At 39.4% G+C, this 14,427-nt stretch carries 16 protein-coding genes and 1 pseudogene; 9 read left to right on the top strand and 8 right to left on the bottom strand.

The features are described 5' to 3' along the window. Positions 1-218: 218 nt before the first annotated feature. The 5 genes from AAC851_RS08530 to AAC851_RS08510 all read left to right on the top strand — a co-directional run bounded on the left by AAC851_RS08530 (position 219) and on the right by AAC851_RS08510 (position 4,690). Complete coding sequence (locus AAC851_RS08530; protein ID WP_004641598.1) at positions 219-578, top strand: HPF/RaiA family ribosome-associated protein; 360 nt, start codon at positions 219-221, stop codon at positions 576-578. 139 nt (positions 579-717) lie between these two features. After that, complete coding sequence (locus tag AAC851_RS08525) at positions 718-1,263, top strand: ankyrin repeat domain-containing protein (RefSeq protein WP_005087224.1); 546 nt, start codon at positions 718-720, stop codon at positions 1,261-1,263. A gap of 30 nt (positions 1,264-1,293) precedes the next feature. After that, positions 1,294-2,061: a transporter gene (locus AAC851_RS08520; RefSeq protein WP_208464655.1), complete on the top strand. Its 768-nt coding sequence runs from the start codon at positions 1,294-1,296 to the stop codon at positions 2,059-2,061. Between the two features lie 77 nt (positions 2,062-2,138). Further along, positions 2,139-3,992 carry a protein-disulfide reductase DsbD gene (gene dsbD, locus AAC851_RS08515; protein ID WP_340600764.1) on the top strand — a complete coding sequence of 618 codons (1,854 nt, stop codon included), beginning with the start codon at positions 2,139-2,141 and terminating at the stop codon, positions 3,990-3,992. A 2-nt stretch (positions 3,993-3,994) separates the two neighbouring features. Next, on the top strand, positions 3,995-4,690 hold the full coding sequence (locus AAC851_RS08510) for a glutathione S-transferase family protein (protein ID WP_004641589.1): 696 nt from the start codon (positions 3,995-3,997) through the stop codon (positions 4,688-4,690). Between the two features lie 41 nt (positions 4,691-4,731). Here the strand turns inward: AAC851_RS08510 and AAC851_RS08505 are convergent, their stop codons facing one another. Together AAC851_RS08505 and AAC851_RS08500 are read right to left on the bottom strand one after the other, a co-directional pair. Beyond that, positions 4,732-5,919: a GGDEF domain-containing protein gene (locus tag AAC851_RS08505; RefSeq protein WP_017396427.1), complete on the bottom strand. Its 1,188-nt coding sequence runs from the start codon at positions 5,917-5,919 to the stop codon at positions 4,732-4,734. Between the two features lie 282 nt (positions 5,920-6,201). Then, complete coding sequence (locus tag AAC851_RS08500; RefSeq protein WP_005087216.1) at positions 6,202-7,113, bottom strand: alpha/beta hydrolase; 912 nt, start codon at positions 7,111-7,113, stop codon at positions 6,202-6,204. Between the two features lie 189 nt (positions 7,114-7,302). Between AAC851_RS08500 and AAC851_RS08495 the strand changes: the two genes are divergently transcribed. Beyond that, complete coding sequence (locus AAC851_RS08495; protein ID WP_005087215.1) at positions 7,303-7,740, top strand: DUF2147 domain-containing protein; 438 nt, start codon at positions 7,303-7,305, stop codon at positions 7,738-7,740. Positions 7,741-7,803: 63 nt separating this feature from the next. Here AAC851_RS08495 and AAC851_RS08490 read toward each other — a convergent pair whose 3' ends face one another. Further along, a complete protein-coding gene (locus AAC851_RS08490) occupies positions 7,804-8,154 on the bottom strand; it encodes an arsenate reductase (protein ID WP_340600763.1) in 351 nt (116 codons plus the stop codon). Positions 8,155-8,593: 439 nt separating this feature from the next. Then, the gene (locus AAC851_RS08485; RefSeq protein WP_153568388.1) at positions 8,594-9,418 is read right to left on the bottom strand and encodes an exodeoxyribonuclease III; all 825 of its coding nucleotides are present in this window, start codon (positions 9,416-9,418) and stop codon (positions 8,594-8,596) included. A 41-nt stretch (positions 9,419-9,459) separates the two neighbouring features. Between AAC851_RS08485 and pyrE the strand changes: the two genes are divergently transcribed. Continuing rightward, complete coding sequence (gene pyrE / locus AAC851_RS08480) at positions 9,460-10,110, top strand: orotate phosphoribosyltransferase (RefSeq protein ID WP_340600762.1); 651 nt, start codon at positions 9,460-9,462, stop codon at positions 10,108-10,110. A 592-nt stretch (positions 10,111-10,702) separates the two neighbouring features. Here the strand turns inward: pyrE and AAC851_RS08475 are convergent. Then, positions 10,703-11,422 (bottom strand): SDR family oxidoreductase, encoded by a 720-nt coding sequence (locus AAC851_RS08475; protein ID WP_340600761.1) that lies wholly within the window; start codon positions 11,420-11,422, stop codon positions 10,703-10,705. 243 nt (positions 11,423-11,665) lie between these two features. Continuing rightward, positions 11,666-12,646 (bottom strand): transcriptional regulator FtrA, encoded by a 981-nt coding sequence (gene ftrA / locus AAC851_RS08470; RefSeq protein ID WP_335982615.1) that lies wholly within the window; start codon positions 12,644-12,646, stop codon positions 11,666-11,668. A 73-nt stretch (positions 12,647-12,719) separates the two neighbouring features. On the opposite strand from ftrA, the gene AAC851_RS08465 reads away from it, so the two are divergent. Both AAC851_RS08465 and AAC851_RS08460 read left to right on the top strand, forming a co-directional pair. Beyond that, positions 12,720-13,154 (top strand): rhodanese-like domain-containing protein, encoded by a 435-nt coding sequence (locus AAC851_RS08465; RefSeq protein WP_262569041.1) that lies wholly within the window; start codon positions 12,720-12,722, stop codon positions 13,152-13,154. Further along, positions 13,148-13,639: a GNAT family N-acetyltransferase gene (locus AAC851_RS08460; protein WP_340600760.1), complete on the top strand. Its 492-nt coding sequence runs from the start codon at positions 13,148-13,150 to the stop codon at positions 13,637-13,639. Before AAC851_RS08465 ends, AAC851_RS08460 begins: the two co-directional genes overlap by 7 nt. A gap of 210 nt (positions 13,640-13,849) precedes the next feature. Here the strand turns inward: AAC851_RS08460 and AAC851_RS08455 are convergent. Next, positions 13,850-13,953: pseudogene (locus AAC851_RS08455) on the bottom strand (DUF3565 domain-containing protein); the annotation flags it as partial. Next, the gene (locus AAC851_RS08450; RefSeq protein WP_340600759.1) at positions 13,954-14,406 is read right to left on the bottom strand and encodes a MarR family winged helix-turn-helix transcriptional regulator; all 453 of its coding nucleotides are present in this window, start codon (positions 14,404-14,406) and stop codon (positions 13,954-13,956) included. Between the last annotated feature and the right edge of the window lie 21 nt (positions 14,407-14,427).

Here is a 14,427-nt window from a genome sequence, read left to right as displayed (position 1 = left end):
AAATGTCAAAAATCAGCTTGCATATTTTTCATTATGGACGGATATTGGAATCATAGAAGATCTTCTTTCATACTGAAAAGCAACACATGTAAAGCAAGGAGACGACAAGCATTTACATAAACAAAATATACAACTGCGTTGAATGAATGCATGCTCAAAAGTGTGCTCAATAAGATAATTTTGTAGAACCGTCTCACAGAAAAGAGAGGAAGATATTTATGAATATTGAAATCCGTACAGATAAAAACATTCAAGGTAGTGAACGTTTAATTAGTTATGTTCGTGAAGAGCTGACACAAGAATTCCAACGTTATAGCGAGCGTATTACACACTTTTCGGTTCATATTAGTGATGAAAATGGGGACAAAACGGGCGAACATGACAAACGCTGTATGATCGAAGCCCGTCCAGCAGGAATGAAGCCTGTTGCAGTAACACACAAAGCTGCAAATATTGATCATTCTATTCATGGTGCGATTGATAAATTAAAACGTAGTCTGGAACATCTCTATGAGAAAAAAGATCATCATCGAGGTGGTTTACCTGAATTTGTTGACGTAGATGATGAAGCATCTTAGTAACAACTTAGAAAAAGCCCAGAAGTTGGGCTTTTTTTTTGCCTGTATCAAATTTATACATGATTTTTAGATCGTTTTATAAAAACCTGTCGGGATATTCGGCATAATAGAACCATTAAATATATTGTGAGAATTGGTCATGTTAAGCAATCAGCAGCAGGCCTTGGTGCAAGCCATACAACAACTCGATTTAGACCAAGTGCGATTTTTACTGGCTGAGGGACTCGACCCAAATTTTATCGATCCTGAACAAGGACCACCCGTTTCGGTGATATGTGATGGATTATTTACATGGTGGGAAACCATCTGTGAAGCATATGAAGCTAATCAACCACTGACTGAAACTGAAAAACAACAACAACTTCAAGTCTACTTAGATATTTTAGATGCGCTGATTCAAGCCAAAGCGAATTTACATCTTTGGGATGCGGAAGAGTTTTATGGACCATTGTGGGATGCCGCAAGTTCAGCATGTGCACCAGTGGTCAAGCGTTTACTAGATGAAAAAGTTGACCCAAATACGCGTGATGAAGAGGGTCTTACGATTTTATCCTCGATTAGTCAGCTTTTCTTTGATTGTGATTTTGATGAAATTGACTGGTCACAGGCGTTGGCAGAGGAACGTACAACACTTGAACTGTTACGGGAACATGGTGCAAAAATGTCAAAAGAGCTAGCAACTTGAGTTTAGCCGATTGAATAAAAGGGGATAATGATGAAACAACGTCAAACATTAAGCTTGATCGCGCTATCAATGCTAGCAAGTTCAGCCTTTGCGAATGAATTTTCTTTTGATCGTCCTGGCGCTGGCATAGGTACAGGCATTACACCAGTTGGTCAACTAGCTTGGGAACAAGGTCTGCCAACCGCAAGTTATCAGCAACAAACAATTGATGGGGTAAAGGAAAAAACTTTAACCTTAAATGGCGATATGTTGTTACGTACAGGTTTAGCGAAAGGGTTAGAGCTTCAGTTGGGTTGGCAAGGTCCTGTTTGGCAGCAACACAAGCGTGCGGGTGCAACTAAAGAAAACAATGGTTTAGGTGATGTCAGCATCGGTTTGAAAAAAGCGATTAATTTAAAAGATGACCGTCTGAGCATGGCATTGTTAGCTGAAGCGATTCTTGCGACAGGAAATGACGAATTTACTGCCCATGATGATATCTATAGCCTCACTTCGGCGGTGGCTTATGAGTTTAGTGACCTCATTGGTACCTCGATTACCATGCGTTACGAAGCGCAAAACAGCAATTGGGCTGTGACTGCAATTCCAACCATTGATTATAAAATTGCTGGAAAATTGTCTGGATATTCAGAGTTTATTTATCGTAAAGCAGAAAGCCAAGATTATGAATATGGGCTGGGTACAGGTCTGATTTATGCAGTGAACAATCGTATGCAGCTCGATGCCAGTGTGGGTGTCGATTTAGAAGGCAATGCGCGAAGCTATAACGGTGGTTTAGGCGTTTCCGTTTTATTTTAATCCATGTCACTTCTCAATCTCCCGTGAATCCCTGCATTTCTCATCGGGAGTATTGGGTTGATAAAAGAGAAATCTGAATGAAAATCTATGCTCAGGGTGGCTACAGTAGCGAACTGGTGCGTTACTTTCTTGGTAGTTTACTGTTGTTATGTGGGAGTTTTACCCACGCCCAAGAGAATCTTTCCGCGCAACTGTTAAATCCTGAGGATGCATTTGTATTTTCCGTAGAATCATCTCGTGCAGATCAAGCTCGATTACATTGGGAAATTCAACCAAATTATTATTTATATCAGCATAAGTTTGAGGTGAAGCAAGGCAATCAGCCTGTTGCTTTAAACTTACCTAAGGCGAAGGACCAATATGATGAAAATTATGGTCATAGCCAAGTGTACTATGATGAGCTTGCATTTGAGATTCCTACACAAGCATCTCAACACTATCAAGTGACATGGCAGGGATGTGCCAAAGATCGTATTTGTTATCCGCCACAAACAATCGCATTTGATACGGATGCCAATGGTCTTGTAAATACACAAAACCTCAGTCCAAACGCACAAAAGCGCTTTCTTGATGTCGCTCGCTCTGCCAATGCAATCAATACGCAACGCCCCGATCTGGCAGATATTTCTGATCAAGAGCAAGCATCTGCAATAAGTTCATCCAATGAGGCAGGGCAAATGGCACAAGACCAAAAATGGTCGAGTCGTTTAGCACAGCATTCATTGTTGTATAGCATTGTTTTATTTTTAGGCTTAGGTATTTTACTGGCCTTTACACCTTGCTCACTCCCCATGCTACCGATTTTGACGTCACTTATTGTGCGTGAAAATAAAGGGGTCAAAGCTTGGGCAATAGCGCTGACTTTTGTAGTCAGTATGGCAATGATCTATGCTCTACTGGGGCTTATTGCTTCCGCTGCTGGGTTGAATTTCCAACGTTGGTTACAACAACCTGCCACCTTGATCGCATTTAGTCTGTTATTTGTGGTGTTTGCTTTAAACCTGTTTGGTTTATTTGAATTGAAAATACCACAGAAATGGGTAAATCGACTGGATCATCTGCAAGCCTCACAAAAAGGTGGGACGCTGGTCGGTGCGAGTGTCATGGGCATGATTTCGGCGTTATTGGTTGGCCCTTGCATGACAGCTCCTCTTGCCGGTGTGTTGCTATTTATTTCGCAAACACAGAACCAATGGCAAGGTGCATTATTGCTATTTACCTTGGGCTTTGGGATGGGGATACCACTGTTATTGGCTACAGTTTTAGGTGCACGAGTGTTGCCAAAAGCAGGGGAGTGGATGCATCAAATTAAGGTAATTTTTGCCTTTTTAATGTTGGCTTTGAGTCTTTATTTTATTCGTCCATTATTACCTGAGTTGGCATTACAAATTCTCAGTCTAATCCTTGGTTTAGCATTTATTATTTATGCCGCCTCTCGTTTGTTGGCACAGAACAGTAAACTGAAATGGCTTTATATTGTCTTATTGATGATCACGACACCTTGGCTTGTATTCAATCAATATCAACATATTCAAAATTTAAATTCAGTTCAGGCAGACAAACTAGCTGAATGGCATGTCGCCAAAACAGCAGATGAGTTTCAACATATTCTTGCCAATGCACCGAAAGATCGTGGGATTGTTATTGATGTATATGCTGATTGGTGTGTGGCATGTCAACCTATTGAACATCGTATTTTAAAAGATGCAGAAGTGCAGCAAGCTTTAGCGCCGTATTATTTAATTAAGTTGGATTTGAGTCAGTATGATGATTCTCATCAAGCTTTGTTAAAGCAATGGGATATTTTAGGTCCACCCACTTATTTATTCTTAAACGCGCAACAACAAGAACTCCGTTCATTACGTTTAACTGGCGCATTTAAAAAAACGGAGTTACTCCAACAACTGGCTTTATTTGAGGGGAAATCATAACGATGTATACGCTCTTTATTGGTAATAAAAATTACTCAACATGGTCAATGCGCCCTTGGATTTTATTAAAACAAGCAGGCATTGATTTTCATGAGCATTTAATTCAATTTGATAGCTTTGAACCAGACAGCCAGTTTAAGACAGAAATCTTAAAGCTCAATCCAACAGGAAAAGTACCTACTCTAGTCGATGCAGATATTACGGTTTGGGATAGTTTAGCTATTTGTGAATATGTAGCTGAACAGCAGCCTGAGAAAAAACTGTTGCCGCAAGATCAGAAATTACGTGCTAGAGCGCGTTGCATTAGCGCTGAAATGCATAGCAGTTTTCAAAACTTACGTAATCTTTGCCCGATGAATATTGAAGCTGATCTGACCCATATTGGTGAGCAATTGTGGGCTGAGCATGAGCAGTTGCGCGCTGAAGTTGCACGAATTGATCAGATCTGGTCAGAGCGTCCAAGTGAAGACAGCTTTTTATGTGGTGAGTTTAGTATCGCTGATGCATTTTATGCACCTGTAGTCATGCGCTTTGTGTGTTTCAAGCTGCCTGTCTCTGCATCAAGCCAAGCTTACATGCAAAAAATCTTGGCCTTGCCATCGGTTCGACAGTGGATTGCTGACGCGAAGCAAGAACAAATGTTTGTTCCTTTTGATGAGCCGTACCGTCAAAATCGTGACGTATATCTGCGGGATTAAATGACTGAGAATGTCGTGCAGAAAGTAATTTCCCTTCTGCATTACTCTGCCAAAAGATCTCCAAAAATCTGAATATTATTTCTTCCTGATGCTTTCACGGCATAAAGTGCTTGATCGGCCTGACTGACAACTAAGTGTGGTTCATTCGCATTGAGCGAGCTACTGATCCCAAAACTCGCACTGACAGAAAATTGTTGTTGATCCTCAGCAATAAAACACATGTCAGCAATTGCTAATCGACAACGTTCAGCAACATTCTTGGCTTGGATTGCTGTGGTATTGGGTAATAATAAAATGAACTCCTCTCCACCAAAGCGACCAATCAGATCCTGATCACGGACATTGTTTGAAAGGCACTTTGCGACATGCACCAAAACTTGATCGCCCATGCTATGACCAAATTCATCATTAATATTTTTGAAATGATCTAGATCAAGTAGCACCACCGAATAAAATGAATTTGGCTGTTTATTTAGTTTCTCCAAATGGTTACTAATACTACGTCGATTCATAACATTGGTAAGAGGATCAAGGCGACTAAGTGCTTGAATGGCAGTTTCGCGAGTACGCCATTGGGTGAGTAAGATCTCAAATAAGAATAAACAAGCGATTAAAATAGGCAGCAGGAAAAACAACATGCTCCCCACCCAAAATGGGTGCATCTCGGCTTGATTCAAAATCTTTGGATTAAATAATGGTGCGTACTGGAGCACACCATATAAACTTAAAATATTGCAGAATAACAATGCAATCGTTGCAGGAATAAGTGCACAGTAAATCATTTTACGATTAAACAGGACTAAGCCAACAGCGACGACACTGACATAAACCACCATCGTGGCAGGGCTAAAGCTTCCAATTAAATAGCTGGTATGACACAGCAGTGCTGTAAACAATTGGACGGTTAAGATAGGAATAACTTCAGACGCCCAAGCCCGATCTTTAAAAAGATAACAGGGAACAATCAGGCCCAAAAAGACAAAAAACATAATCAAATTGGTCCAAAGTTTAGACCAAATCAACGGTAAATTGACCCATTGCCATGTCACTGGATTGAGTAATACCAGTACATCCCAAACGATCCCGAAAAGGGTCATAAAGGCAGCAAGGATCAGTAGCAGAATCGACTTCTTTAACATGTTCCAGTTGATCAGTGGTTCATGTTCCCAAAGCTGTGAGAAACTCCATTTCTCTCGATTCGCCGTCCTCTTAAAATGAATCTTCGTCATTGGCATGCATCCTTTTATGCAATGAGATTCCTAAGAAACTTTATAAATGTAAATTTGACATCAAAATGTTGATCAAATGCGTATATAACTAACAATAGCATCTTTGGAATGCGAAGAAAGTCTGCTTCTAAGCTTTGAGTGCAAATCAGAACGGGAAAAATTTTTAGAAAAATAGAGTATGATCTAAATAATCGATCAATTTTATTTTATGATGACAAAAATAAATTAAGTATGACAATGGTCAGCCATAGCTGACCATTTTTTACACAAAACCCAAAGGACTCAGTCACGATCAATCCGTTGTGCAAAAGTTGCAATATCTGCCAATGCTTGTTTTGCTTCTGGAAACCAAGCGTTGAACATTTGAAAATTATGCCACATGCCTGTATAGAGTTTGAAAATCACTTTAACATCGGCTTGCTCTGCTTTTTCGCGGAAACGCTTGGAATCATCCAATAAGATCTCTTTAGATCCGACTTGAACCAATGTTGGTGGTAAGCCCGTTAAATCATCAAATAAAGGAGAGACACGAGGATCATCAGCTTGAATATCTGCAGTCAGATAATGATTAATTCCCGCTTGTAAGGCTTCTATCGACAGTAATGCATCGTGTTTTTGATTAAAGCGTAGCGATTCACTGGTGAGGGTTAAATCCAAATAAGGAGACATTAAAATCAAGCCACTTGGCATCAGCTCAGGTTGTTGCTTTAAACGTAAGCACAGCGCGAGTGCAAGATTCGCCCCACAAGAATCACCTGAAATAATAATATCTTTGGGTTTAATCCCTTGCACCAGTAACGCTTGGTAAACATCAAAAATTGCATCAATCGCTTCAGGAAAAGGATGTTCTGGTGCTAATGGATAATCAATATGGATGACTTGCATTTGGGTACTGTCAGCGATATCGGTCATCAATGCCCGATGTGTATTGAGGCTACCTAAGAAAAATGCGCCGCCATGAATATGGAAAATTAACTGTGTTGCTGTTGCTTTGGTTTTGATTTCCTCACCACGTACGCCAGCCAAACGTAGAGGACGGATTCGCGCGTTTGGGTTTTGTGGGAATAAGCGACACAGTTGGTCTAATAGCGGACGTAAAGCATTCGGTGCTAAATTGAATTGACTTGGTGTCCGGATGGTCGCTTTGAGTAGGGATTCAGTAAAATAATATTTCCAAACAGTACCAAATTTCATAATTTTTCCATATTGTTAGAGCAGTATACAACTAAGAGAGTACTTGATTTTAAGACCTATACAATGGCGTTCTGTACGGTGTTTTGCACCTGATCAGGTTGTACCTAATAGTCACAATCAAGAATTGCAATATTGATGGAAGTTTTCAATACTCTTAGTCTTAAAAGACCCATTAAGGATATTACAAAAATGAAGAAAATTGCTTTAGCACTAGGATTGTTTAGTTTGACAGCATTTGCCAATGCAGCGGACGCATTACACGGTAGCGTGTGGCAAACGATTGACGATGAAACCAAGCAACCCAAAGCGATCGTCAAGTTTACTGAACAAAAGGACGGTTCATTATCTGCATCGATTCAGAAGTATTTAGTCCCAGGTCAGGAAAGTGTTTGTACGAAATGTGAAGGTCCATTTCATAACAAATCATTGAATGGCGTAACGATTGTACGTAACCTTAAAAATGTAGGTGGCGTAAATTATGATGGTGGTTCTATCGTAGATCCAAAAAATGGTAAAACTTATAAGCTTAAAGCAGAGCTTACCGATGGTGGTCAAAAGCTGAAATTACGCGGTTATATCGGCGTTGCAGCACTTGGTCGTAACCAAACTTGGGTGCGTTCTAACTAAGTTGATTAGTTGAATAAAAAAACCGAGTTCGCCTAATGTGAACTCGGTTTTTTAATGTCTATTCTAAGCCGATAGGTTTTGATACGTTGTTTCATCAAAGCCAATGATAAAACCTTGCGGGGTTTCTAATACAGGACGTTTAATCAAACTTGGCTGTGCAATTAAAGTCTCAATCAGGTTTTGCTCGCTACTGCTTGCATGCGCTTGTTCATCTGCTGTTAATTTACGCCATGTTGTACCTTTTTTATTAAGGACTTTATCTGCACCGATTTCCTTTAACCAAATCTCTAAAGTTTCAGCATCAATACCTTGTTTTTTATAATCATGAAACTGGTAATCAATACCCTTGGCTTGTAGTGCATCAAACGCTTTTTTCATCGAATTACAATTTTTAATACCGTAAATTTTAAACATACTCAAACCATCAAAAACAGTGAATCATCTTCTTCACAGCCTAACTGAAAAGCGATGTGATTTGCCAGCCGAATTTTTTTATTAAGTTGATCGATGTAGGGTATTAATAAGTGTCAATCGAGTAGGTGATAAGTAGATTGGTTCTTTGCGCTGAATGCGAAGGGGAAAATCGATAAAATTGTATATTCAGAAAAGAGAAAACCCGCATTTAATCATCCTGATCATGCGGGTCTCATTTCAACGTCCAATGTCTCATCCTTGCAAATAAACTTAAACTAAGTTTATTTTATCTTCCTACGGCGTCCTATCCCTTTGTGGTCATCCTGACCGCTTCCCTGTGCCGTGGTGCTATAATGCCGTCACAGTTGTTAAATAAAAATACACAAAAAGCGACATGATATGTAAGCTAAAGAAGCGACCAAAGTGAACAAGTGTTCACTTATTCGTGTATTTTGTAGTCGATAATCACAGGGGCATGGTCACTAAACCATTGTTCTTTATAGACCCATGCATTTGCAGTACGCGCTTTCCAATCTGGAGAGCATGCATGGTAGTCGATACGCCAACCGACATTTTTTGCACGCGCTTGACCGCGATTTGACCACCATGAGTACAACTCTGCTTCAGGTCGTACTTCACGGAAGGTATCAACATAACCCAATTCATCATAAATATGATCGAGCCATGCACGTTCATGCGGTAACACGCCTGATGACTTCTGGTTACCTGACCAGTTTTTAATATCAATACGCTTGTGTACGATATTGTAGTCACCACACACGATGATTGATTTATTCTCGTCACGCCATTGTTTTAGTATTTTTGCGTATTCTTCGAGAAATACATCTTTACGTGCTTGCGCTTCATCACCACTTGATCCTGAAGGTAAGTATAACGAGGCAATATGAACAGGATGTGACAGTCCTAAATCAAATTCAGCGGTAATAAAACGACCTTGAGAGTCTGCCAGTTCGAAGCCTAAACCATTGGTGACTGAAACAAATGGTAGACGGCTATAGATGGCTGTACCTGCATAACCAGCACGTTCAGCAGGGAATAGGTGTGTGTACCAACCTTCTGGTCTAAATTTATCAGTCCATTGTTCATGAGTGATACGGCTTTCTTGCATACAGACCACATCCGCATCGGACTGTTCTAACCATTCCAAGAGTCCTTTGGTTACGGATGCACGCAGTCCATTCACGTTAATTGAAACGACTCGAAGAATTTTTACATCACTTGGATAGCTATCCTTTGGTATCATACGTCTGTTTAACCTCAATTGAAGAATTTGGAGCACCTTATATGACAACGCCTGTGTCATTTCATCCGCAAGCTTTTATCGAACTCGCATTATCACGTGGTGTGCTTAAATTTGGTGAGTTTACCTTAAAATCAGGTCGTGTCAGTCCTTATTTCTTTAACGCAGGTTTGCTCAATGATGGTGAAGCATTGTCTTTGTTAGCTCACGGCTATGCGGATAAATTGGTTCAGTGTGACAATGTTGAAGTGATTTTTGGTCCAGCGTACAAAGGTATTCCTTTTGTTGCAGCAACAGCAGTGGCATTGTCTCAAGTACATGGCAAGAGTGTACCTTGGGGCTTTAATCGTAAAGAAGCCAAAGATCATGGTGAAGGTGGTGTGTTGGTTGGTGCATCAGTTGTAGGTCAAAAAGTCTGGATCATTGATGATGTGATCACCGCGGGGACTGCGATTCGTGAAGTTGTGACCATCTTAAAAAATGCAGGTGCAACGATTGCAGGGGTGTTGGTTGCATTAGACCGTCAAGAACGTGGTCAAGGTGAGCTTTCTGCGATTCAGGAAGTGCAAAAAGAACTTGAAATCCCAGTGCATGCTTTAATCACAATGAAAGATTTGATGGATTACTTGGATGCAAAAGGCGAGAAAGAAGCATTGGCAAATATGCAGGCTTATCGTGAAAAATATGGTATCTAAGTTTTAGGTGTAAGAGAAAAGGAAGCGAAGGCTTCCTTTTTTGTTCGTTTATTTACACTAATTCTAGAAAAAATAGATTATTTAAAATATATTTTGCGATAAAAAGTATTTTTAATACAAATTGTTGTTTATAATTGGAAAAAACTGAGAATTATCATGCCTTTTGTATCACTTCTATTTTGGACATTACCTTATTATTTATTTTTTAATTTGGTATTTCTTATCCCATCGGGAATTATAATTTTTATTTTCCAAATATTTTTAGTTCTATTTATGGGTGATACCCAATTAGTGACTAATATTTGTTTAAGCTTGTTTTTTTTAGTTTTTATGCTGGAGTTATGGCTTATTTATAGAGCTGCTTACATAAAGTCTTTTGAAAATAGAGGTTTTTTTGAGGCTGCTAAAGATTCATTTAATGAGTTCAGACTCGGCATAAGACTGTTTTTAAAATTTTAACTATCAATGTTAAACACAATTATCTAAATACTTACGTTGAGCGATATCATTGCTCAACGTAAACTTCCAAAGTCTAGTGGAAAAAGCTAGAGAAAGGAGAGTTATTCAACTCAGTATTAAAAAATCTATAAAACTAAACATTCTGATCTAACATCGCAGGCATCAAAATTTCTTTAACACAGGCAGCTTTACTGGTTGAAATAATAAAATTAATCGCATGAATAACATCTGCTAATGGGATTAGTGAATATTCCGTTTCTTCTAAAATTTCTTCAACAGGTTTTTCTATCTCATATCCACTGGCAAGATAGCCTAGATTAAGCACACTGACCCCAATCAAGTGTTCACGTAAGATTTCTCGTAGTGATTGTGCAATACCTCTTAATGCAAATTTGGTGGCGGAGAAAACAAGTTCTTTGCCGTTATGATTTTCAACACCCCAAGTTGAACCGATCAGAATGATTTTGGCATTGTCAGAGCGCTTTAGATTTTCAAGTAATGATTGAATGGATTGGATACAGGTGATGATATTGGTATTGATGATTTGGTTGATTTCAGTAGCAGGAACATTTTCAAAATTATAGTTGTCGCTAAAAGCTTGTTGTTCCCAAATACCGACATTGTAAATCAGCACATCAACTTTTTGCTGTCCAATTGCTGTTTTTACGTCACTTACAGCTTGTTCAGGTTCGGAAAGATCGGTACAGATCCAGTTTAAATTTTGAATTTCTTGTGGTTGGGTGCGAGATACGCCATAGATGGTATCTGTTGGTTTTGGTACAGCTTGAACGATCGCTTTTCCTAAACCTTTACTAACACCATATATGAGAAATGTTTTATTCGAATCGCTCATCACTCTTCCCAAGTATTTAGGATTAAAAGGCAACTATAAAAGCTCAACTTAGCTTGAGGTCAAGGATTAAGTTTAGTTATTAGGAAAAAATAAGAGAGTTTTGTGTTTAGGCTAATTAATCAATTTGGGTAAGTTGTGTTTAAAAATAAGTATGGAAGCTGAAAAGTGAAGAAAAAGCTGTTCCAGTGTGCTGATCCATAGGACGGCTTATTTTAAAATATTAATGTGTATATTTTAAAATAATCAGTGACTACCAAATTGCTTGCGATATGACATAGGTGCTAATCCTACCGCCTTTCGAAAGGCTGTCCGAAAACTTTCTACGGAAGCAAAACCACAACTTTCTGCAATTTTTTGATTACTCAAAGAGCTGCTTTCTAATAGGTCCCGGGCAAGATTTATACGTGCTTGCAGTAACCATGCTTTTGGCGCTACACCAGTTGCATCTCTGAAACGACGAAGGAATGTTCGTTCGCTCATTAGAGCTTTATCCGCCATGTGCTTCACTGAAATAGGACTATCTAGGTGTCGAAGCACCCATTCCAGCACAAGGGCTAGATCATCACGAGTTTTTTTTGCAACAGGTGTAGGAATAAATTGCGTTTGTCCTCCAGAGCGCTGAGGTGCCATGACCAAGCGTCTAGCTACCGTGTTGGCGATATGCGTACCAAAATCTCTGCTTACGAGATGTAGACAGGCATCAATACCTGCGGCGCTACCTGCAGAGGTAATAAGTTGGCCATTGTCCACATAAAGAACATTGGGATCTACTTCAATACTAGGATAGCGAGTTGCGAGTTCATGAGTATATTTCCAGTGGGTGGTGGCACGTTGTCCATCCAATAAACCTGTTGCGGCGAGTACGAATACACCAGAACAAATAGAGAGCAATCGAGCCCCACGTTCATGGGCGATACACAATGCTTCTATCAAAGCCTTTGGTGGGTTTTCATCTCGATTACGCCACCCTGGAATGATAATAGTTTGAGCATCGATAAGGGATTCCAAGTTAAAGTCAGTTATGATTTGCATACCACCAGAAGCTCGCATTGGACATGCATCCACAGCTACTATTCTATGGCTATACCATGGAAAATTGAACTCTGGTCGTGATAGCCCAAATATCTCCATAGCAATGCCGAATTCAAATGTACATAGCCCATCATAGGCTAGAACAGCAACTAAACCAGGTTCATTTAACATTGGCGGAAAACTACCGATCACTGTCTAATACGCCACTTTATCAAAATAATATGACTTCCTACAATTAAAACACTTTCAAATAAGGAGTTTTATTATGTCTAGCTTAATCAGTGAAATACCACCAGCAACTCATTTTGAAGCCCTAAAGCATTTCAGTCAGCGCTTAGCATTCGAGACGGACTGCTCTGATGTTTTTCATAGCCAACAATTAGGTAATATTGATTATGTCTTGGTAGACGTTAGGTCTAGTGAAGTATTCGTTAAAGCTCATGTGCCTGGTGCTATTAATATTCCAACTCGTACAATTACTGCTGCACGAATGGCTGAATATGCTCAAGACACATTATTTGTGGTCTACTGTGCTGGACCCCATTGTAATGGAGTACACCGAGCAGCAGTTCGTTTGGCAAGCTTGGGGTTTTCAGTGAAAGAAATGATTGGTGGTGTGGCAGGATGGCTTGATGAAGGACTCTCTTTGGATGGGGAGAATAATTCGCCAAGAACCGAAGGGATTTCTTGTGAATGTTAAAGCATTCTATTGCCGTTCGCCCAGCTCAACCAAGTGACGTGCCTGATTTAATCAAGCAAATGAGGTTACTAGCAGAGTTTGAGGAGTACATCGATGAATTTAAAATCGATGAAAAATCATTATTAGAACGTGCATTTGGTGATTACCCTGAATGCTATATCTTTGTTGCCGTGGGCATAGACGGAATTGTTGGTTACGCAGTTGGATTGATTATTCCTTTCACCTATGATTTACGGCCAACTATTATTTTGAAAGAACTTTTCGTGGATGCTCGTCATAGAGGAAAGGGTTTTGGAGCTGCCTTGTTACATCATGTTGCAGCTTGGACTCTAGCTCAAGGTGGAGCGAGATTAAAATGGGATGTCATGGCAGGAAATCATCGTGCTGAAGTATTTTATAAGCATCATGGTGGTTCTCCTGATAGTAAATGGGTGCCCTATATTATGGATAATGTCGGCTTAAAAGAAATTATGTTGTCGTCTTAAATATTTTCTTGGTAGCTCGATCAATATCTAAACGGTTATTTTAATGACTTATTAGTTACTTCAATAAGTCATTCCTTTTTTAAATGCAAGAATATCTATGCATTTTTGATTCAATCATATTGAAGTCAATTATTTAGATTAAATTATTTCATGTGTTTTGTACTTAATATTAGAAAGTTTTTTTGTTTTACCTTGTTCAGTCAACACTCAAGAGCGATTTTGCCATGGCACACATGCTGCATATGACCACAAGCGAGATCAGCAACCCAATGATTCTCATCATCGAGGTGAAATCCAACAATGGCTTGTTGCATTTATTCACTCAAACTTTCAAGTTTAGAGTGTTCCAAACCCTTTAAAAAACGATGGCATAGATTATGAATTGCCACCAAATCATTCGGATCAACACCCAAAGAGCAGGCGAGTTTAAAAGGAATTAAGGTAATTTCATCTTTTGCCGACAGCGCTTTTTCTAGCAAGATCACCTTTTTCATACGCTCATCCTCTTTCACCGCAACACGCTTTAAAAACTGTTTTTCTTCGAGTTTTTTAATAATTGGCGTCAGCGTTCCCGAATCAAAAAAGGTCTTTTGTCCAATTTCAGACAACGTCACATTGTCTTTTTCATACAAAGCCAACAATACAATAAATTGCGGGTAGGTCAGATCATATTCCTGAAGTAGTGGGCGATATTGACGAATCATTGCATTAGTCGCGGAATACATCGCAAAACACACTTGATTATCCAAGTAAGAAAATTCAGTCATGCTTTGCTCCTCAACGTCATC

The organism is Acinetobacter sp. HZNU-JH01, from assembly GCF_037996845.1.
In the GTDB taxonomy this organism is placed as follows: domain Bacteria; phylum Pseudomonadota; class Gammaproteobacteria; order Pseudomonadales; family Moraxellaceae; genus Acinetobacter; species Acinetobacter haemolyticus.
Note: the sequence above shows the minus strand (reverse complement) of the source record. Positions and strands in the feature narration are given on the sequence as shown.

Bases quoted from the DNA above. Each gene is read 5' to 3' on its own strand.
- AAC851_RS08530 (WP_004641598.1), top strand. From the start codon at position 219: ATGAATATTGAAATCCGTACAGATAAAAACATTCAAGGTAGTGAACGT.
- AAC851_RS08525 (WP_005087224.1), top strand. From the start codon at position 718: ATGTTAAGCAATCAGCAGCAGGCCTTGGTGCAAGCCATACAACAACTC.
- AAC851_RS08520 (WP_208464655.1), top strand. From the start codon at position 1,294: ATGAAACAACGTCAAACATTAAGCTTGATCGCGCTATCAATGCTAGCA.
- dsbD (WP_340600764.1), top strand. From the start codon at position 2,139: ATGAAAATCTATGCTCAGGGTGGCTACAGTAGCGAACTGGTGCGTTAC.
- AAC851_RS08510 (WP_004641589.1), top strand. From the start codon at position 3,995: ATGTATACGCTCTTTATTGGTAATAAAAATTACTCAACATGGTCAATG.
- AAC851_RS08505 (WP_017396427.1), bottom strand. From the start codon at position 5,919: ATGACGAAGATTCATTTTAAGAGGACGGCGAATCGAGAGAAATGGAGT.
- AAC851_RS08500 (WP_005087216.1), bottom strand. From the start codon at position 7,113: ATGAAATTTGGTACTGTTTGGAAATATTATTTTACTGAATCCCTACTC.
- AAC851_RS08495 (WP_005087215.1), top strand. From the start codon at position 7,303: ATGAAGAAAATTGCTTTAGCACTAGGATTGTTTAGTTTGACAGCATTT.
- AAC851_RS08490 (WP_340600763.1), bottom strand. From the start codon at position 8,154: ATGTTTAAAATTTACGGTATTAAAAATTGTAATTCGATGAAAAAAGCG.
- AAC851_RS08485 (WP_153568388.1), bottom strand. From the start codon at position 9,418: ATGATACCAAAGGATAGCTATCCAAGTGATGTAAAAATTCTTCGAGTC.
- pyrE (WP_340600762.1), top strand. From the start codon at position 9,460: ATGACAACGCCTGTGTCATTTCATCCGCAAGCTTTTATCGAACTCGCA.
- AAC851_RS08475 (WP_340600761.1), bottom strand. From the start codon at position 11,422: ATGAGCGATTCGAATAAAACATTTCTCATATATGGTGTTAGTAAAGGT.
- AAC851_RS08465 (WP_262569041.1), top strand. From the start codon at position 12,720: ATGTCTAGCTTAATCAGTGAAATACCACCAGCAACTCATTTTGAAGCC.
- AAC851_RS08460 (WP_340600760.1), top strand. From the start codon at position 13,148: ATGTTAAAGCATTCTATTGCCGTTCGCCCAGCTCAACCAAGTGACGTG.
- AAC851_RS08450 (WP_340600759.1), bottom strand. From the start codon at position 14,406: ATGACTGAATTTTCTTACTTGGATAATCAAGTGTGTTTTGCGATGTAT.